The organism is Stakelama flava (genome assembly GCF_019351405.1).
Classification (GTDB): domain Bacteria; phylum Pseudomonadota; class Alphaproteobacteria; order Sphingomonadales; family Sphingomonadaceae; genus Sphingomonas; species Sphingomonas flava_A.
Genome location: NZ_JAHWZX010000001.1, coordinates 106,366 through 125,428, shown reverse-complemented (window position 1 = coordinate 125,428; position 19,063 = coordinate 106,366). Strand labels below are relative to the sequence as shown.

Annotated in this window: 22 protein-coding genes; 21 read left to right on the top strand and 1 reads right to left on the bottom strand. The window is 61.5% G+C overall.

From position 1 onward, the window contains the following. Positions 1-82 precede the first annotated feature (82 nt). From thiE to KY084_RS00545, 5 genes are all read left to right on the top strand, one after another. Entirely contained in the window at positions 83-763 is a 681-nt protein-coding gene (gene thiE / locus KY084_RS00565) for a thiamine phosphate synthase (RefSeq protein ID WP_219236493.1), read from the top strand. A 74-nt stretch (positions 764-837) separates the two neighbouring features. Further along, positions 838-1,512, top strand: a complete 675-nt coding sequence (locus tag KY084_RS00560) for a M23 family metallopeptidase (RefSeq protein WP_246586749.1) — start codon at positions 838-840, stop codon at positions 1,510-1,512. Positions 1,513-1,564: 52 nt separating this feature from the next. Next, positions 1,565-2,128: an elongation factor P gene (gene efp / locus KY084_RS00555; RefSeq protein ID WP_219236492.1), complete on the top strand. Its 564-nt coding sequence runs from the start codon at positions 1,565-1,567 to the stop codon at positions 2,126-2,128. 4 nt (positions 2,129-2,132) lie between these two features. After that, on the top strand, positions 2,133-2,483 hold the full coding sequence (locus KY084_RS00550; RefSeq protein WP_219236491.1) for a hypothetical protein: 351 nt from the start codon (positions 2,133-2,135) through the stop codon (positions 2,481-2,483). Beyond that, positions 2,483-3,304: an inositol monophosphatase family protein gene (locus KY084_RS00545; protein ID WP_219236490.1), complete on the top strand. Its 822-nt coding sequence runs from the start codon at positions 2,483-2,485 to the stop codon at positions 3,302-3,304. Before KY084_RS00550 ends, KY084_RS00545 begins: the two co-directional genes overlap by 1 nt. Before the next feature lie 40 nt (positions 3,305-3,344). Here the strand turns inward: KY084_RS00545 and KY084_RS00540 are convergent, their stop codons facing one another. After that, the gene (locus KY084_RS00540) at positions 3,345-3,878 is read right to left on the bottom strand and encodes a YbjN domain-containing protein (protein WP_219236489.1); all 534 of its coding nucleotides are present in this window, start codon (positions 3,876-3,878) and stop codon (positions 3,345-3,347) included. Between the two features lie 193 nt (positions 3,879-4,071). Here KY084_RS00540 and ndhC point away from each other — a divergent pair, with 193 nt between their 5' ends. The 16 genes from ndhC (at position 4,072) to nuoN (ending at position 19,062) form a co-directional block, all read left to right on the top strand. Continuing rightward, positions 4,072-4,446, top strand: coding sequence for an NADH-quinone oxidoreductase subunit A (ndhC, locus tag KY084_RS00535; protein ID WP_219236488.1), 375 nt, complete (start codon positions 4,072-4,074; stop codon positions 4,444-4,446). Further along, positions 4,437-4,973, top strand: a complete 537-nt coding sequence (locus KY084_RS00530; RefSeq protein ID WP_219236487.1) for a NuoB/complex I 20 kDa subunit family protein — start codon at positions 4,437-4,439, stop codon at positions 4,971-4,973. Before ndhC ends, KY084_RS00530 begins: the two co-directional genes overlap by 10 nt. Further along, positions 4,970-5,800, top strand: coding sequence for an NADH-quinone oxidoreductase subunit C (locus KY084_RS00525; protein WP_219236486.1), 831 nt, complete (start codon positions 4,970-4,972; stop codon positions 5,798-5,800). Before KY084_RS00530 ends, KY084_RS00525 begins: the two co-directional genes overlap by 4 nt. A 101-nt stretch (positions 5,801-5,901) precedes the next feature. Then, entirely contained in the window at positions 5,902-7,131 is a 1,230-nt protein-coding gene (locus tag KY084_RS00520; RefSeq protein ID WP_219236485.1) for an NADH-quinone oxidoreductase subunit D, read from the top strand. After that, positions 7,131-7,808 (top strand): complex I 24 kDa subunit family protein, encoded by a 678-nt coding sequence (locus KY084_RS00515; RefSeq protein ID WP_219236484.1) that lies wholly within the window; start codon positions 7,131-7,133, stop codon positions 7,806-7,808. Before KY084_RS00520 ends, KY084_RS00515 begins: the two co-directional genes overlap by 1 nt. Then, complete coding sequence (locus KY084_RS00510) at positions 7,805-7,963, top strand: hypothetical protein (protein ID WP_219236483.1); 159 nt, start codon at positions 7,805-7,807, stop codon at positions 7,961-7,963. The genes KY084_RS00515 and KY084_RS00510 overlap by 4 nt, the downstream gene beginning before the upstream one ends. Positions 7,964-7,967: 4 nt before the next feature. Continuing rightward, positions 7,968-8,162 carry a hypothetical protein gene (locus KY084_RS00505; protein WP_219236482.1) on the top strand — a complete coding sequence of 65 codons (195 nt, stop codon included), beginning with the start codon at positions 7,968-7,970 and terminating at the stop codon, positions 8,160-8,162. Continuing rightward, positions 8,152-9,453 carry an NADH-quinone oxidoreductase subunit NuoF gene (gene nuoF / locus KY084_RS00500; RefSeq protein ID WP_219236481.1) on the top strand — a complete coding sequence of 434 codons (1,302 nt, stop codon included), beginning with the start codon at positions 8,152-8,154 and terminating at the stop codon, positions 9,451-9,453. The genes KY084_RS00505 and nuoF overlap by 11 nt, the downstream gene beginning before the upstream one ends. After that, entirely contained in the window at positions 9,453-11,477 is a 2,025-nt protein-coding gene (gene nuoG, locus KY084_RS00495; protein ID WP_219236480.1) for an NADH-quinone oxidoreductase subunit NuoG, read from the top strand. Before nuoF ends, nuoG begins: the two co-directional genes overlap by 1 nt. Continuing rightward, the gene (gene nuoH / locus KY084_RS00490) at positions 11,474-12,523 is read left to right on the top strand and encodes an NADH-quinone oxidoreductase subunit NuoH (protein WP_219236479.1); all 1,050 of its coding nucleotides are present in this window, start codon (positions 11,474-11,476) and stop codon (positions 12,521-12,523) included. Before nuoG ends, nuoH begins: the two co-directional genes overlap by 4 nt. Before the next feature lie 4 nt (positions 12,524-12,527). Continuing rightward, entirely contained in the window at positions 12,528-13,013 is a 486-nt protein-coding gene (gene nuoI, locus KY084_RS00485) for an NADH-quinone oxidoreductase subunit NuoI (RefSeq protein ID WP_219236478.1), read from the top strand. A gap of 34 nt (positions 13,014-13,047) precedes the next feature. Then, positions 13,048-13,659 carry an NADH-quinone oxidoreductase subunit J gene (locus KY084_RS00480; protein ID WP_219236477.1) on the top strand — a complete coding sequence of 204 codons (612 nt, stop codon included), beginning with the start codon at positions 13,048-13,050 and terminating at the stop codon, positions 13,657-13,659. Next, the gene (gene nuoK / locus KY084_RS00475) at positions 13,656-13,961 is read left to right on the top strand and encodes an NADH-quinone oxidoreductase subunit NuoK (protein WP_219236476.1); all 306 of its coding nucleotides are present in this window, start codon (positions 13,656-13,658) and stop codon (positions 13,959-13,961) included. The genes KY084_RS00480 and nuoK overlap by 4 nt, the downstream gene beginning before the upstream one ends. A 7-nt stretch (positions 13,962-13,968) precedes the next feature. Next, a complete protein-coding gene (nuoL, locus tag KY084_RS00470; RefSeq protein WP_219236475.1) occupies positions 13,969-16,068 on the top strand; it encodes an NADH-quinone oxidoreductase subunit L in 2,100 nt (699 codons plus the stop codon). A 10-nt stretch (positions 16,069-16,078) separates the two neighbouring features. Then, positions 16,079-17,617 (top strand): NADH-quinone oxidoreductase subunit M, encoded by a 1,539-nt coding sequence (locus KY084_RS00465; RefSeq protein ID WP_219236474.1) that lies wholly within the window; start codon positions 16,079-16,081, stop codon positions 17,615-17,617. Continuing rightward, complete coding sequence (nuoN, locus tag KY084_RS00460; RefSeq protein ID WP_219236473.1) at positions 17,617-19,062, top strand: NADH-quinone oxidoreductase subunit NuoN; 1,446 nt, start codon at positions 17,617-17,619, stop codon at positions 19,060-19,062. The genes KY084_RS00465 and nuoN overlap by 1 nt, the downstream gene beginning before the upstream one ends. Position 19,063: the final 1 nt, after the last annotated feature.

Below are 19,063 nucleotides of genomic sequence, written 5' to 3'. Positions count from 1 at the left end.
CATGTGATGTTTTGCCGTTTCGGCAAGGGGCGCGTGCGAAGCGCACTTGCGCGCCGGTGCCGCGCGCGGCTAGTTCGAAGGAGTGAACGACGATCTTTCCCAGACGCCCGAACGGTATTTCGCGGATGATTTTCAGCGCGATGGCGCGAAATCGCGCTGCGAACTATATCTGATCTCCCCGCCGGACATGGACGATGGCTTTGTCGACCGGCTTGCGCGCGCATTCGATGCCGGGCCGGTCGCGGCCTTTCAGTTCCGGGTGAAGGATGTCGACCAGCATCGCGCCGCGAAGATAGCCGAACCGTTACAGGCGCTTTGCGCCGATCGCGATGTCGCCTTCATCGTCAACGACAGCGTCAGCCTGGCCAAGCGCCTGGGGGCGGATGGCGTGCATCTGGGGCAGGAGGATGGCGATCCGGCCGAGGCGCGCGCGGTGCTGGGGCCGTCGGTGCAGATCGGCGTGACTTGCCATGACAGCCGCCATATGGCGATGGAAGCGGGGGAGGCGGGCGCGGATTATGTCGCTTTCGGCAGCTTCTATCCCACCACGACAAAGATTGTCCGGCATCATCCCGATCCGGCCATCCTGACATGGTGGTCGGCGGTGTTCGAACTGCCCTGCGTCGCCATTGGCGGGATTACGCCCGGAAATGCGCGGCCGCTGATCGATGCTGGCGCTGATTTCCTGGCGGTTTGCGGCAGTGTCTGGAACGGTGACGAAGCAGCGGCGGTGCGCGACTTCACCCGCCTGCTGGACCAATAGCGGATGGCTGGCGCTTGCGTTGACAGGCCCGGCAAGCGGAAGGTTTGCGCGAAAATCGGCGGGGCCAGGTTGCGATGATCCTGTCGCGCTTCGGCTGGATCATGGCGGCGGTGCTGGCATGCGTGATCGTCTTGCTGGCGCTGACCGTCCGGATCGAGCCTGCAAATGACAGCGCGCCGCAGCCGGTGCCAAGCCACGCTCCCGACATTGCGCGCGCGCCATCGGGCGACGGGGCAAAAGCGGGCGATGTGGTCGCGCAGCCGGGTGAGGGCGGCGCGCGGCAGGTCGGCATGACCGGTGCGCCGCGCCTGATCGTGCCGGTGCAGGGCGTTGCGAAGCGCGATGTCGAAGACACGTTCGGCGATCCGCGCGGCGGCGGCACCCGCACGCATGAAGGCATCGATATCATCGCGCCGCTGGGCACGGCGGTGCTGGCCGCAGCGCCCGGCACGATCGAGAAACTCTATTTCAGCGAAGGCGGCGGCGGCATCACCCTGTACGAACGCTCGGTCGATGGCAGGTGGATGTTCTATTATGCACATCTGCAAGGCTATGCGCCGGGGGTGAAAGAGGGAATGCGGGTGAAGGCGGGCGATAGAATCGCCTATGTCGGCGATAGCGGCAATGCGCCCGCCGGCGTGTATCACCTTCATTTCGGCGTATCGCGCGTGGCAAAGGACGATGGCTGGTGGCAGGGCGCGCCGGTCGATCCCTATCCGCTGCTTGCGGGAAAGGCGGCCGGGCGTTAAAGGCCCGCCCCACAGCTATTTCTCAAATCCGTTAAAAGGTTGATGGATCGCCATGAAGATCAGCGGCGTCGATATTCGTCCCGGCAATATCATCGAATATGAAAAAGGCATCTGGCGTGCGGTGAAGATACAGCACACCCAGCCCGGCAAGGGCGGTGCCTATATGCAGGTCGAGATGAAGAACCTCATCGATGGCCGAAAGACGAACGTGCGGTTCCGCTCGGCCGAGACGGTCGAACGCGTACGGCTGGACACCAAGGATTTCCAGTTCCTGTTCCAGGACGGCGAAATGCTGACCTTCATGGACAAGGATACGTTCGAACAGATCACGCTGCCCACCGACATTCTGGGCGATGCCGCTGCGTTCCTTCAGGACGGCATGGACGTGACCATGGAGCTGTACGAGGAAAAGCCGATTTCAGTGCAGCTTCCCGACCAAATCGAGGCCGAGATTGTCGAGGCCGACGCGGTCGTGAAGGGGCAGACCGCCTCTTCTTCCTATAAACCGGCTGTTCTGGACAATGGCGTGCGCATCATGGTGCCGCCGCACATCACGTCGGGTACGCGCGTGATCGTCGATGTTTATGAACAGGCCTATGTCAAAAGAGCGGAGTAGTCTTTTGCGTTTTATCCTTTTTCCTGCCGCCATCGCCCTGCTTGCTGCGCCCGCCGCGGCCGCGCCGCAGGACAAGGCGCCCAGCAAGGCGGAGATCGAATCCGCGCAGAAAACGCTTGGCGTGATCATCGGCGGTCTTCAGTCCGACAAGGTCCCGGCGAACGTCAAATCGGCGATTTTCGGGTGCCTGTACCAGAATTCGCTCAGCGCGATTTCGGAAGATACGACCAAGGTGCTCGCCGACAACAAGAAGCTGGATGCCAGCGATCCGACGACTCGCCTGACGGTGGTTGCGCGCGTGTGCGGCGTGGCACCCGAAAAGGCCGGTGCGGCCGATACTTCCAAGGGACGCTGATGGTATCGCATTCGGGCCTTTTGACGGTGATGGAGCGCGCCGTCCGCAAGGCGGCGCCGCGCCTGCGCCGGGATTTCAACGAAGTTTCTCACCTTCAGGTCAGCCGCAAGGGCCCGGCCGATTTCGTTTCGATGGCCGACAAACGTGCTGAGGAGACGATTGTCGAGGAACTGCAAAAAGCGCGGCCCGGCTGGCGGATGCTGGTCGAGGAATCAGGCGAGATCGAAGGTGACCCGGACAAGCCGCGTTTCATCGTCGATCCGCTCGACGGGACGAGCAACTTCCTGCACGGCATCCCCCATTTCTCCATCTCCATCGCGGTGGAGGACCCGCACGGTCCGCAGGGCAAGCCCGAAATCACCACGGCGCTCGTCTATCAGCCGCTGACCGATGAAAGTTTCTGGGCCGAAAAGGGCAGGGGCGCCTGGCTTCAGGATCACCGGCTGCGCGTATCGGCGCGGCGCGACCTTTCCGAAGCGCTGATCGCGACCGGGATTCCCTTTCTGGGCCATGGCGATTTCGTGCAGTGGAATCGGATTTTCGGCGCGATCGCGCCGGAAATTGCAGGTATCCGTCGCCTGGGATCGGCCGCGCTTGATCTTGCCTGGGTCGCGGCGGGGCGGTTCGACGGGTTCTGGGAATCGGATCTTCAGCCGTGGGACGTTGCAGCGGGCATATTGCTGGTGAAGGAAGCGGGCGGTTTCGTGACCGATTATCGCGGCACCGACCTGGCGATGGAGCGCAGGCAGCTTCTGGCCGCCAACGACACGCTGCATTCGAAACTGCACAAGCTGGTGGCAGGCGCGCTGCGCAACAAATAATATGCTGTTCGGGCCGGGCACCCGCTGCCCGGCCGTTCGCCTATTGCCCGGTTGACGAATCGCGCTGTTCGGCGTCGTTCCAGCCGATATGCTGCTTGAACGCCGCAAGGAGGCGAATCCATACGCGGAAATTCTCGACAAAATTGCCGCGCGCGACGCCGCCCCCGGCCATGTTGATATCCATTTCCAGCCGCGGGTCGTTCTGATCGTCGATATACGCCTTGGCGAACCGCTTCTGCTGGTTCCAGCGATTGATCAGGTCTAGCTTTCGCGGGGTGGAAACCGAAAAACCGGCATAGAACTGCACCGTGCGGCAAGCCTTGCCCGCGATGCAGTTGTTAAGGAAAATCGTGAAGGGCGTCCCGTCGACATCGGTTTGAAGAAACGGGTTGCCGTCATCGGTGTGATCGATCGTCACCTTGTACCCTTCGGCGCGGACCAGCCGGGCCAGCGCGTCGGGATCGGCGGTGATATTGGCGCGGGTGCGGACGGGCATTACCTGCTGCGCGCCCGACGGAGCCGCGCCCAGCACCGCGCCGGTCAGGAAAATTGCTGCCGCCAAGCCCTTACGCATAATGCTCCTCGTGATGATCACGCCGGTGCGTCTACCCCGTCGCGCGCCACTTCGCCAAGCGGCAAGGCGAGTCGGCGGCCGATGACGCGGTGCGGGCGAGGATTTCGCGCAACATATTGGGCTCAGGCCCTTGCCCCTGCCGGGGCGGCGTCCTAGAAGCGCGCCATATTTTTCCGCAATCGCGAGATGGATTTTGGTCGACCTGTCGCAATATCTGCCCATTCTGCTGTTTCTGGCCGTTGCGCTGGGGCTGTCGGTCGCATTTGTCGTGCTGCCGATGATCGTCGGCCGGCTTACCGGGGCGCACAATCCGTATCCTGAAAAGCTGACCGAATATGAATGCGGCTTTCCCGCGTTTGAAGACCCGCGCAACCAGTTTGACGTGCGCTTCTATCTCGTCGCGATTCTGTTTATCATCTTCGATCTGGAAGCCGCGTTCATCTATCCTTGGGCGGTCAGCGTGTTTTCGCTCGGCTGGACGGCGTGGATTTCGATGATGGTCTTCATTGCCGAGCTCGCGCTTGGCCTTGCCTATGCCTGGAAAGTGGGAGCCCTGGAATGGGAGTAGAGCTAAGCCCGCCGCCGGCCGGCACCGCGCCCGACCAGCGGTTCTTTAACGACCTGAACGGCGAACTGACCGACAAGGGGTTCCTCGTCACCTCGACCGAGGAACTGTTTCAGTGGGCGCGCACCGGTTCGCTGTGGTGGATGACGTTCGGTCTTGCCTGCTGCGCGGTCGAGATGATTCATGTGAACATGCCGCGCTATGACATGGAGCGGTTCGGGGCAGCGCCGCGCGCTTCGCCGCGTCAATCGGACGTGATGATTGTTGCGGGTACGCTGTGCAACAAGATGGCGCCCGCGCTTCGCCGCGTATACGATCAGATGTCGGACCCGAAATACGTCATTTCGATGGGAAGCTGCGCCAATGGCGGCGGCTATTATCACTACAGCTATTCGGTCGTCCGCGGATGCGACCGGATCGTGCCGATCGACATCTATGTGCCCGGCTGCCCACCGACAGCAGAGGCGCTGCTGTACGGCGTGATGCAATTGCAGCGGAAAATCCGCCGGTCGGGAACGCTGGAACGATGAAAGCATCTGCCCCCCGCTGCGCGCCAAATGACGGCGTGATCGCTGCCGCGACCGTGGCGCTTGGCGACATGCTGGTCGATGCGGTCGATGCTGTGAACGAAGTCACCGTGATCGTCGATCGCGACCGGCTGGTCGAAGCGATGATCGCACTTCGTGACGATCCGATGCTGCAATATCAGCAGCTTATGGAGGTCGCCGGTGTCGACTATCCGGAGCGCGCAGAGCGCTTCGAAGTTGTCTACCACCTGCTGTCGGTGACGAAGAACCATCGCCTGCGGGTGAAGGTGATGACCGATGAGGTGAAGCCGGTGCCGTCGGTGACCGGTATCTGGCCGGTCGCGGGCTGGCTGGAGCGTGAAGTCTACGACATGTACGGCGTGCTGTTTTCGGGCAATCGCGACCTTCGTCGTATCCTTACCGATTACGGCTTTCGCGGCCATCCGCAGCGCAAGGACTTTCCGTTGTCCGGCTTTGTCGAGCTTCGCTATTCGGAAGAGGCCAAGCGCGTGGTGTATGAGCCGGTCGAACTGGCGCAGGATTTCCGCACGTTCGATTTCATGAGTCCCTGGGAAGGCGCGAAATATGTCCTTCCGGGCGATGAGAAGGCGGGCGCTGAGCCTGAGGCCAAGGGCGCGCCGTCGCCGGTAACCGCCGATCAGGTGAAAAAGGCCGACGAGGCGAAGGTCAAGGCCGAAGCGGAAGAGCCCAAGACGACAGAGAGTCCCGCTCAGACCGGCGCCGGTCAGCCGCATCCGGGCAACAAGCCGGAGGAAAAGCCCGACGATGCCGATGTGGTGCCGCCCAAGGACGGGGGGCAGAATCAGTGACGGGCAGCGAGGACAAATTGCATCCTTTCGCGCATCGTGCGGCGAAGGGCATCGCGCGGCGCTGCGACGCGGCCGGCTCGAACCGGTGGGAAGGCTGAGTTATGGCTGACTATATCGAAGAGCTTCTGGAGGAGCATGGTCCCGGTACGCCGGGCGATGTGGAGATCCAGAATTACACGATCAATTTCGGACCGCAGCATCCGGCGGCGCATGGCGTGCTTCGCCTTGTCATGGAGCTGGACGGCGAGATTATCGAGCGGATCGATCCGCATATCGGGCTGCTCCATCGCGGCACCGAAAAGCTGATCGAATACAAAACCTATGCGCAGGCGCTGCCCTATATGGACCGCCTCGATTATTGTTCGCCCTTGTGCATGGAGCACAGCTTCGTGCTGGCGGTCGAAAAGCTGCTCGACCTCGAAGTGCCGCTGCGCGCGCAATATCTGCGCGTGTTCTTCGCCGAACTGACGCGCATTTCGAACCACATGCTCAACCTTGGCAGCCATGTCATGGACGTGGGCGCGATGACGCCGAACCTGTGGATGTTTGAAATCCGCGAGGATTGCATGAACTTCTTCGAGCGGGTTTCGGGCGCTCGCATGCACTCCAACTATTTCCGGGTCGGCGGGGTGCATCAGGATGCGCCGCTCAAGCTGCTCACCGATATCGCCGACTGGCTCGACACGCGGCTGCCCAGGCTGTTCGGCGATGCCGTCAGCCTCGTCGCGGAAAACCGCATCTTCAAGCAGCGCAACGTCGATATCGCGGTTGTCAGCCGCGAAGACGCGCTGAAATGGGGTTTTTCGGGGCCGATGATCCGGGGCGCGGGCATCCCGTGGGATATTCGCAAATCGCAGCCCTATGACGTGTATGACCGGATGGAATTCGACATTCCCGTCGGCACGAAGGGCGATTGCTATGATCGCTTCATGGTTCGGGTCGAGGAAGTGTACCAGTCGGCGCGGATCATGAAACAATGCCTCGCGCAAATGCCCGAAGGCCCGACCATGACGACCGATCGCAAGGTCGGACCGCCAAAACGCGGCGAGATGAAGCATTCGATGGAAGCGCTGATCCATCACTTCAAGCTGTATACCGAAGGCTATCATGTGCCCGCGGGCGAAGTGTATGTCGCGACCGAAAGCCCCAAGGGCGAATTCGGCATCTACATGGTCAGCGACGGATCGAACAAACCCTATCGCTGCAAGATTCGCCCGACCGCGTTCAGCCATTTGCAGGCGATGGATTTCATGTCGAAGGGCCACATGCTCGCCGACACCACCGCCATTCTGGGCGCGATGGACATCGTGTTCGGGGAGTGTGATCGCTAATGGCTGCCAAGACTATTCCAGACACCCCGGAAATCCGCGAGCGCTGGAGCGGTTTCGCGTGGACGCCGGACAATGCCGCCAAGGCGAAGGAAGTGCTTGGGCGCTATCCCGAAGGGCGGCAGCAATCTTGCACGATTCCGTTTCTTGATATTGCCCAGCGGCAGGTCGGCGCGGAAACGCAGACGCAGGGCTGGCTGCCGGTTCCGGTGATCGAATTCGTCGCGCGCGAACTGGGCCTGCCTTATGTCCGCGTGCTCGAAGTCGCGACCTTCTACACCATGTTCAACCTGCAACCGGTGGGTAAGTATCACGTGCAGGTATGCGGCACGACGCCGTGCTGGCTGCGCGGGTCGGACGAGGTATTTCGCGCGTGCAAGTCAAAGGGCATGAAGAAGGGGCATACGACCGAGGACGGGCTGTGGACGCTGACCGAAGTCGAATGCATGGGCAATTGCGCTACCGCGCCGATGGTCCAGATCAACGACGATAATTACGAAGACCTCGATTATGAGCGCACGATCGCCGTGCTCGACGCGCTGGCCGACGGCAAGCAGCCCAAGCCGGGCACGCAGGAGCCGGGGCGCCAGACCAGCGAGCCGGTGGGCGGCCCGACCACGCTGACAGCCATGGTGGACGAAAACCATGACTATCGCGGGGAGTGGGAGACCGCTTCTTGAACCTGCTGATCGCCATTGCCGTCGGCATTCTGGCCATCATCATTCTGGTGGCGCTGCTGAAAATCGCGCTCGGCCTGATCGCAATCGCGGTCGGGCTGGCGGTGGCAGTTGCCGTGTATTTCTTTGCCGAAAAACTCATTGGAAAGGGCCGCTGATCCAATGGGTATCGTAACGCTGATCGTCGCCGTCGTGCTGATCTTCCTTGCGTTTCGCTTTATTGCCGGCGCGTTGAAGATCATTGTCATCCTGGCGCTGATCGCCGTTGCGGCGTGGCTGATTTTCGGTGGTGTGGCGCAGGCAGAACCGTCGCACGCGAACGCGATCAAGATGGAAATGAATACCGATGCTCGCTGACAAGGACCGCATTTTCACCAATCTCTATGGCTTTCAGCCATGGGGGATCGACGCCGCGATCAAGCGCGGCGACTGGGATGCGACGAACAAGCTGCTCGAAATCGGGCAGGACGAGATTATCGATCGGGTAAAGGCATCGGGCCTTCGCGGGCGCGGCGGTGCGGGGTTCCCCACCGGCGTCAAATGGGGCTTCATGCCCAAGGAGCCGAAGCCCGACCGGCCGAACTTCCTGGTCATCAACGCCGACGAATCCGAACCGGGATCTTGCAAGGACCGGGAAATCATCCGCCACGATCCGCACAAGCTGATCGAAGGCGCGCTGATCGCAGGGTTCGCGATGCGCGCGCGTGCGGCGTACATCTATATTCGCGGCGAATATATTCGCGAGGCCGAGACGCTGTTCGCCGCGATCGCCGAGGCATACGATAAGGGGCTGATCGGCAAGAACGCCTGTGGGTCCGGCTATGATTTCGACGTATTCTGCCACCGCGGTGCCGGTGCCTATATTTGCGGCGAAGAAACCGCGATGCTCGAAAGCCTTGAGGGCAAGAAGGGCCAGCCGCGGCTGAAACCGCCATTTCCAGCAGGTGCGGGGCTGTACGGCTGCCCCACCACGGTCAACAATGTCGAATCGATCGCGGTCGTCCCGACGATCCTGCGCCGCGGTGCCGACTGGTTCTCCTCTTTCGGGCGGGAGAATAACAAGGGCACGAAGCTGTTCCAGATTTCGGGCCATGTTGAACGCCCCTGCGTCGTCGAAGAGGCGATGGGTATTTCGTTTCGCGAACTGATCGAAACGCATTGCGGCGGGATCAAGGGTGGTTGGGACAATCTGCTCGCGGTCATTCCGGGCGGATCCTCGGTGCCGCTGGTTCCGGCCGAGCAGATCATGGACGCGCCGATGGATTTCGACGGGCTGAAGGACCTGAAATCGGGTCTCGGCACCGCTGCGGTCATTGTAATGGACAAATCGACCGATGTGGTTCAGGCGATCAGCCGGATCAGCTATTTCTACAAGCATGAAAGCTGCGGCCAGTGCACGCCGTGCCGTGAAGGCACCGGCTGGATGTGGCGCGTGATGGAGCGGCTGCGCACCGGTGACGCCGATATTTCCGAAATCGACACGCTGTGGGAAGTCACAAAGCAGGTTGAAGGCCACACCATCTGCGCGTTGGGCGACGCCGCCGCCTGGCCGATCCAGGGCCTGATCCGCCATTTCCGCCCCGAACTGGAGCGCCGTATCACCGAAAAATGCGGTGGCGCCGAGCCGATGATGGAAGCTGCCGAATAATGCCTAAAGTAACCGTCGACGGAACCGAGATCGAAGTCCCGCAGGGGGCGACCGTGCTGCAGGCGTGTGAGCTTGCCGGCAAGGAAATCCCGCGCTTCTGTTATCATGAACGCCTGTCGATCGCGGGCAATTGCCGCATGTGCCTGGTCGAGGTGAAGCCCGGTCCGCCCAAGCCGCAGGCGAGCTGCGCGCTTCCGGCGAGCGAGGGGCAGGAGATCCGCACCGACAGTGCGATGGTGAAGGCCGCGCGCGAAGGCGTGATGGAGTTCCTGCTGATCAACCATCCGCTCGACTGCCCGATCTGCGATCAGGGCGGCGAATGCGACCTGCAGGATCAGGCAATGGCCTATGGCAAGGGCCATAGCCGCTATGACGAGAACAAGCGCGCGGTCACCGAAAAATATATGGGTCCGATCGTAAAGACGATCATGACCCGGTGCATCCATTGCACCCGTTGCGTCCGGTTCGCCGAAGAGGTCGCGGGCGTGGAGGAAATCGGCGCGATCTATCGCGGCGAGGATATGCAGATCACCAGCTACCTCGAACATGCGGTGTCGAGCGAGCTGTCGGGCAATGTCGTCGATCTTTGCCCGGTCGGTGCGCTGACGAGCAAGCCCTATGCGTTCGAAGCGCGTCCGTGGGAGCTGAACAAGACGCTCGCCATCGACGTGATGGACGGCATCGGCACCAATGTCCGCCTCGACAGCCGGGGGCGGCAGGTGCTGCGCAGCCTTCCGCGCGTCAATGACGAGGTGAACGAGGAGTGGGCGAGCGACAAGACCCGCCACGCGATCGACGGGCTGATCCGTCGCCGCCTCGACACGCCCTATGTCCGCAAGGACGGCAAGCTGCACCCGGTAAGCTGGGAAGCGGCATTTGACGCGATTGCCGCGGTAGCGCAGGGCGCTGGCGACAGCGTGGCGGCGATTGCGGGCGATCTGGTCGATTGCGAAACCATGTTTGCGGCAAAGGCGCTGGTCGGTCAGTTTGGTTCGGCGATGCTCGAAGGCCGCCAAACCGGCATGGACTATGATGTATCGAGCCTGTCTGCGGTCAATTTCAACACGACGATCGCGCGGCTGGAAGAAGCGGACGCCATTTTGCTGGTTGGCACCGATCTTCGCTGGGAAGCGCCGCTGGTCAACACGCGCATTCGCAAGGCGATCCGCAAGCGCGGCGCGAAGGTGTTCGGCATCGGGCCGCAGCGTGACCTGACCTACAAGATCGAGTGGCTGGGTAACGACCTGTCGCTGATCGGTAATCTACCGCAGGCGGCGAAGGATGCGTTCGATGCCGCCGAAAAGCCGGTGGTGATCGTCGGCGGCGCTGCGCTGAAGGGCGGTCATGGCGGTTCGCTGGCAGCCGCAAAGGCGCTGAATCTGGTGCGCGCGCTGGAAGACGGGACCGCGTGGAACGGTTATAACGTCGTGCACATGTCGGCCGCGCGCATGGGCGGGCTGATGCTCGGCTATGCGCAGGCGGGCGGGCTTGCCGATATCGTCGCCGCGAAACCGAAGCTGGGCTTTTTCCTCGGCGCGGATGAGGTCGATTATTCGGCGTTCGGCGATACGTTCAAGGTGTATGTGGGCCATCATGGCGATCGCGGCGCGCATGCCGCCGACGTGATCCTGCCGGCGGCGGCCTATACCGAAAAGCCGGGAACCTATGTCAATCTGGAAGGCCGCGTGCAGCGTGGTGACCGCGCTGTTTTCCCGCCGGGCGATGCGCGCGAGGACTGGACGATCCTGCGCGCGCTTTCCGAACGGCTGGGCAAGACGCTTCCCTTCGACAGCTATGACGAACTTCGCGCCGCGATGTTCGCTGAAGTGCCCGCGCTGGCGACGGAAGGGCTGGTGAGCCTCGAATGGAATCCGCCCTCGCTGGGCAGTGAAGCGTCGGGCAGCGTCATCTATCCGATTCAGGACTTCTACCTGACCAACGCGATTTGCCGCGCCAGCCCGACGATGCAGCGTTGTTCGGCCGAACTTGTCCATGGCGAGCAATTTGCGGAGGCAGCCGAATGACCGCCTGGTTCGAATCCTTTGGCATGATGCACGGATGGGCGTGGTTTCTGGCCACGATCATCGGCATTCTGGTGATCGCGCTGCCGCTGATGCTGGCGGTCGCTATTGTGATTTATGTCGACCGCAAGATATGGGCGGCGATGGCGCTGCGCCGGGGTCCGAACGTCGTTGGGCCGTTCGGGGTGCTGCAGAGCTTTGCCGACGGATTGAAGGTCTTTCTTCAGGAAACGATCATTCCGACCAGCGCCAACAAGGGGCTGTTCCTGCTGGCGCCGATCATCACCTTCACCGTCGCGCTGATCGTATGGGCGGTGGTGCCGTTCCAGCCGGGCGTGGTCGTCGCCAACATCAATGTCGGGCTGCTCTATGTGCTCGCGGCATCGTCGCTCGGCGTATACGGGATCATCCTGGCGGGCTGGTCGTCCAACTCCAAATATCCTTTCTATTCGGCGATCCGCGCGGCGGCGCAGATGGTAAGCTATGAAGTCGCGATCGGCTTTGTGCTGATTTCGATCGTGCTGTGGGCGGGAAGTTTCAACCTCACCACGATCGTCGAGGCGCAGCGCAGCATTTACGGCCTCGGCATCCTGAACGGCTTCGGGTTCAACATCCTGCTGTTCCCGATGGCGGTGGTGTTCTTCATCTCCTCGCTAGCCGAAACGCAGCGCGCACCGTTCGACCTGACCGAGGCCGAATCGGAACTCGTCGCCGGGTATCAGACCGAATATTCGTCGATGGCGTTCGCGCTGTTCTGGCTGGGCGAATATGCCAACGTCATCTTGATGTGCGCGCTGAACGCGATCCTGTTCTGGGGCGGATATCTGCCGCCGTTCGACATTCCGTTCCTGTACGTGGTGCCCGGCATCATCTGGCTGCTGCTGAAGATGGGTTTCTTCTTCTTCGCGTTCAGTTGGGTAAAGGCGACGGTGCCGCGCTATCGCTACGACCAGCTGATGCGACTTGGCTGGAAGATCTTCCTGCCGCTGTCGCTGATCTTCGTCTTCCTCGTTTCCGGGTTCCTGATGCTGACCCGGGTGGGATTGTGAGCATATGAGTTTCGCCCAGACCCTGAAAACCTGGACGCTGTGGGAGTTCGTCAAGGCGCATGCGCTGACCTTGAGCTATTTCTTCAAGCCCAAGGCGACGATCAACTATCCCTATGAAAAGAACCCGATCTCCGCACGGTTTCGCGGTGAGCATGCATTGCGTCGCTATCCCAATGGGGAAGAGCGCTGCATCGCGTGCAAGCTGTGCGAGGCGATCTGCCCCGCGCTTGCCATCACGATCGAGGCGGAGCCGCGCGACGACGGATCACGTCGCACAACGCGCTACGACATCGACATGGTGAAATGCATCTATTGCGGGCTGTGCCAGGAGGCATGTCCGGTGGATGCGATCGTCGAAGGACCGAATTTCGAATTTGCGACCGAAACGCGAGAGGAACTGGTCTATCACAAGGCCAAACTTCTCGAAAACGGGGACCGGTGGGAACGCGCGATCGCCGCAAACCTTGCCGCCGACGCGCCCTACCGTTAAGCGGCTGCCAACCTAACGGGGGCTTCCTGATTCCGTGATACAAGCTATCGCCTTTTACCTGTTCGCTTTCGTGGTGCTGGTTTCCGCCGCACTGACGATATCGTCGCGCAATCCGGTGCATTCGGTGCTGTGGCTGATCCTGGCGTTCTTCAACGCCGCCGGCCTGATGGTACTGGTAGGTGCCGAGTTCATCGCGATGCTGCTCGTCATCGTTTATGTCGGCGCGGTCGCGGTGCTGTTCCTGTTCGTCGTGATGATGCTCGACATTGATTTTACCGAGCTTCGCGCCGGGTTCGTCCGCTATTTTTGGATCGGGCTGGCGTTGTCGCTGGCGCTGGTGTGCGAAATATTCATCGCGATTGGCGCATGGAGCGCCGGCGGTATCGACTTCGCCCGGCGCGCAGCGCCGATCGACGGCGCGGTGCCGAATATCCAGGCGATCGGCGAGCTGCTCTACAGCCGCTATCTTTTCGTATTCGAACTGGCCGGGCTGGTGCTTCTGGTCGCGATGATCGGTGCGATCGTGCTGACCTTCCGCCAGCGGCCGGATTCGCGCCACCAGCGTATCCGCCAGCAGGTTTCGCGCCGGTCGAAGGATGCGATCCGCAACGTCAACGCGCCCGTTGGGCAGGGAGTGGAGCTGTGATCGGCCTTACCCATTATCTGGTCGTTTCGGCGATCCTGTTCACCATGGGGGTGCTGGGCATCTTCGTGAACCGCAAGAATCTGATCGTCATCCTGATGGCGATCGAACTGATCCTGTTGGCGGTGAACCTGAACCTGGTGGCTTTTTCGGCCTATCTACAGGATCTGGTGGGTCAGGTGTTCGCGATGTTCGTGCTGACCGTCGCTGCGGGCGAAGCGGCGATCGGGCTTGCGATCCTGGTAATTTATTTCCGTGGCCGCGGTTCGATCGCGGTCGATGACGTCAACCGGATGAAGGGGTGATCGTTCGGTGACTTCGATTCAATTCATCGTATTCCTGCCGCTGCTGGCGGCCGCGTTTGCCGGGCTTTCGAACCGGGCGTTCGGCACGATCGTGCCCAAGGTGGCGACCACCGGCGCGCTGTTCATCGCATGTGCGCTGAGCTGGCCGATCTTTATCGGCTTTCTCAGCGGTGCGAATGAAGCGGGCGTGGCACCGGTCTTCACCTGGATGAAGTCGGGGTCGTTCGACGTTGCCTGGCAGCTTCGCGTCGATGCGCTGACATCGGTCATGCTGGTGGTGGTGACGAGCGTTTCGTTCCTCGTGCACCTGTATAGCTGGGGCTATATGGAGGAGGATCCGGATCAGCCGCGGTTCTTCGCCTATCTGTCGCTCTTCACTTTCGCCATGCTGATGCTGGTCACCGCGAACAACCTGATTCAGATGTTCTTCGGCTGGGAAGGCGTTGGCCTTGCTTCCTATCTGCTGATCGGTTTCTGGTTCCGCAAACCCAGCGCCAATGCCGCCGCGATCAAGGCGTTCGTGGTCAACCGCGTCGGCGACCTTGGCTTCATGCTCGGCATTTTCGGGACGTATCTGGTGTTCAACACCGTATCGATCCCCGAAATTCTTCAGGCTGCTCCCGGCATGGCCGGCTCCACGATCGGCTTCCTGGGCCACCGCTACGACACGATGACGGTTATCTGCCTGTTGCTGTTCGTCGGTGCGATGGGCAAGTCGGCGCAGCTCGGCCTGCACACCTGGCTTCCGGACGCGATGGAAGGTCCGACGCCGGTTTCGGCGCTGATCCACGCCGCGACGATGGTCACCGCGGGCGTGTTCATGGTTTGCCGCCTGTCGCCGATGTTCGAAACCAGCCCGACGGCGCTCGGCTTCATCACTTTTATCGGCGGGGCAACCTGTTTTTTCGCGGCGACGATCGGCACGGTTCAGACCGATATCAAGCGCGTGATCGCCTATTCGACCTGTTCGCAGCTCGGCTATATGTTCTTCGCGGCGGGCGTCGGTGCCTATGGCGCGGCGATGTTCCACCTGTTCACCCACGCTTTTTTCAAAGCGCTGCTGTTCCTTGGCGCGGGTTCGGTGATCCATGCGATGCATCACGAACAGGATATGCGCTGCTATGGCGCGCTGCGTAAGGAAATCCCCGTTACCTTCTGGGCGATGATGGCGGGCACGCTGGCGATTACCGGCGTCGGTATCATCGATGTCGGCGGCTTTGCCGGATACCATTCGAAAGATGCGATCATTGAAAGCGCGTTCGCGGCGGGTAGCTACCCGGCATATTGGGCGGGCGTGATCGCGGCGCTGTTGACTAGCTTCTATTCCTGGCGCCTGATGTTCCTGACCTTTTGGGGCAAGCCGCGCTGGATCACGTCCGAGCATGTTCAGCACGCGGTGCACGAAGCCCATGGGCACCATCCGGCCGAGGACGCGCATGTTGCACACAGCGGTGCGGAAGTGGCGGACAATCCGCAGGCCGAGGATTCGGGAAGCGAGCCGCACGTCCATGGCCCGCATGAAACGGACCTGCCCGAAGGCACCGGCGGCTATCACCCGCACGAAAGCCCGATCGTGATGCTGATCCCGCTGATCGTGCTGTCGATGGGTGCTGTCTTTGCCGGGTATTTCTTCCACCCGTTCTTTATCGATCCGGAAAGTGCGGGCGCGTTCTGGAAGGGCAGCGTGTTCTTCAACGAACATCTCGCCCATGCGAGCCACGAAATTCCGACCTGGGCGAAGCTGTCGGCGACGGTCGTGATGCTGCTGGGACTGGCGGTGGCGTGGTACGGCTATATCGCGAACAAGGACTTTCCCGCGAAGTTCGCCGACCATTTTCGGTTGCTGTACCGCTTCCTGCTCAACAAATGGTATTTCGACGAGCTTTATCATTTCATCTTCGTGCGTCCGGCATTCGCCATCGGCCGCTTTTTCTGGAAGGCCGGCGATGAAGGCACGATCGACCGGTTCGGGCCGAACGGTTCGGCCGCGGTGGTTTCCTTTGGCAGCCGCCTCGCCGGACGCCTGCAATCGGGATATTTGTACAGCTATGCTTTCGTCATGTTGATCGGCCTTACCGCGGCGATCACCTGGGCAGTGACGCGGTGAGGGCAGGACGATGAACGGTTTTCCAATCCTCTCCATCATGCTGCTCGTGCCCGCCGTCGCGGCGGTCGCGTGCCTGTTCCTCGATGCGAAATCGGCGCGCTGGCTGGCACTTGCTGCCACGCTGGTCGATCTGGCACTTGGCATCGTGCTGTGGGCCAGTTTCGATATCGGCGGCGCGCAATGGCAATTCGTCGAACATAGCGATGCCTTGTTCGGCAGCTTTTCCTGGGCGCTGGGCATTGACGGTTTCGCGCTTCTGCTGATCATGCTGTCGGTGTTCCTGATGCCGATCTGCATCGGGGCGAGCTGGGAAGCGGTAACCGAACGCGTGCCCGAATACATGGCGGCATTCCTGCTTACCGAAGTGCTCATGATCGGCACCTTCGCGGCCCAGGACCTGTTCCTTTTCTACGTCTTCTTCGAAGCGGGCCTGATCCCGATGTATCTGATCATCGGCATCTGGGGCGGGGTGAACCGGATCTACGCCAGCTATAAATTCTTTCTCTACACGCTGCTCGGATCGGTGCTGATGCTGATCGCGATGCTGTGGATGACGCAGCAGGCAGGAACGACGTATATTCCCGACCTGATGAACCACGACTTCCCGGCGCATGCGCAGACATGGCTGTGGCTGGCTTTCTTCGCCTCGTTCGCGGTGAAGATGCCGATGTGGCCGGTGCACACCTGGCTTCCCGACGCGCACGTTCAGGCACCGACCGCGGGATCGGTGATCCTTGCGGGCGTGCTTCTGAAACTCGGCGGATATGGTTTCCTGCGTTTTTCGCTGCCGATGTTCCCCGAAGCGTCGTCCCAGCTGATCTGGCTGATCTTCGGCCTGTCGGCGATCGCGGTGATCTATACCTCGCTCGTCGCGCTGGTGCAGAGCGACATGAAGAAGCTGATCGCCTATTCCTCGGTCGCGCATATGGCGATCGTCACGATCGGCCTCTTCGCGTTCAACCGGCAGGGGATCGAGGGCGCGATGATGATCATGCTGGGCCACGGCCTGGTGTCGGGCGCGCTGTTCCTGTGCGTCGGCGTCATCTACGACAGGCTGCATACGCGAGAGATCAATCGCTATGGCGGTCTTGCCATCAACATGCCGCGCTATGCCGTATTTTTCCTGCTGTTCACCATGGCCTCGATCGGCCTGCCGGGCACCAGTAACTTCGTCGGCGAATTGCTTGCGCTGATGGGCACCTATCAGGTGTCGACCTGGACCGCGCTGCTATGCACCACCGGGATCATCCTGGGTGCTGCGTACATGCTGTATCTCTATCGCCGCGTTGTGTTCGGCGATCTTATCAAGGACGATGTGAAGGCAATGCCCGACCTTAGCATGCGCGAAATCGCGCTGCTCGCCCCGATCGCGGCGGTGGTGCTGTGGATGGGCGTCTACCCCGAAAGCTTCCTCGCGCCGATGCGGCAGGACGTGACCATCCTGCTCAACCGGATCGATCGCGCCCAGCCGGCGAGCGATTCCGCGCCCAGCGCGGGTAACCCGGCGGCCGCTGCCGCCCGGCACCATGCGGAAGGGGAGGCGCACTGATGAGCTATTCCCAGCAAATGATGATGATCCTGCCCGAAATCGTTCTCGCGCTCGGATCGCTGATCCTGATGATGGTGTCCGCGTTCGCCGGCCACCGTTCGGCGCGGGGCGTGAGCTGGGCAGCGGTCGCGCTGCTGATCGGCGCAGGCATTGCGCTTCTGGGACCTGCGTCGTCGGGCGGCGTCGCATTTTACGGGCTGCTGCGCGCCGATGCTTTTTCCGCGTTCGCCAAATTGTTGATCTATATCGCCGCCGCGGTTTCGATCATCATCGCGCCACGCTTTTTCGCGGCGACGCATGGCGATGACCTGAAACCCGAATATCCGGTGCTGATCCTTTTGTCGGCGATCGGCATGGGGGTGATGGTATCGGCGAGCGACCTTTTGACGCTCTATGTCGGGCTCGAACTGCAGAGCCTTGCCGCCTATGTGCTGGCCAGCTTCATGCGGCAGGATACGCGTTCGGCCGAGGCGGGGCTGAAATATTTCGTGCTCGGCGCATTGGCGAGCGGCATTCTGTTGTACGGGATTTCGCTGGTATACGGTTTTACCGGCAGCACGCTGTTCGACGTGATCGCGCTGCAATATAGCGGTGGACTTTCCACCGGGCTTTTGTTCGGGCTGGTGTTCGTGTTCGCGGGCCTCGCGTTCAAGATTTCGGCCGTGCCGTTCCATATGTGGACACCTGACGTGTACGAAGGCGCTCCGACGCCGGTGACCGCGTTTTTCGCGTCGGCGCCGAAGGTTGCGGCGATGGGCCTTGCGGTTCGCATCGCGGTCGAGGCGATGGGCCCGGCGGTCGATCAATGGCGGCAGATCGTTATCTTCGCGGCGCTTGCGTCGATCATCCTTGGTGCGGTCGCCGCGATCGGGCAGAGCAATATAAAGCGGCTGCTCGCCTATTCGTCGATCAACAATGTCGGATTCGCGCTCGTCGGCCTTGCCGCGGGGACGCAGGCGGGCGTGTCGGCAGTGCTGATCTATATGACGATTTATATCGCGATGACGCTCGGCAGCTTCCTTATCGTTCTGCAGATGCGCGATGAAAACGGCGTGCCGGTTGAAACCATTGCCAGTCTTGCGGGCATGTCGCGCACGCGGCCCTGGCTCGCGGCGGCGCTGGCGATGTTCATGTTCAGCCTTGCCGGCATTCCGCCCCTGTTCGGGTTCTACGCCAAATTCGCGGTATTCAGCGCGGCGGTCGACGCCGGGCTGTTCGCGCTGGCGGCGGTCGGCATCGCGGCATCGGTGATCGGTGCCTATTATTATCTGCGCGTCGTCAAAACGATGTTCTTCGACGAACCCGCGCCGGCCTTCGCCCCGATGCAAAGCAAGGTCGAGGGCGGGCTGATCGCGATCAGCGCGCTGTTCATTTCCCCGCTCGGATATCTGCTGATCCCCGCACTGCTGTCGGCGACGACGTCGGCGGCACGCGCGCTACTCTGAC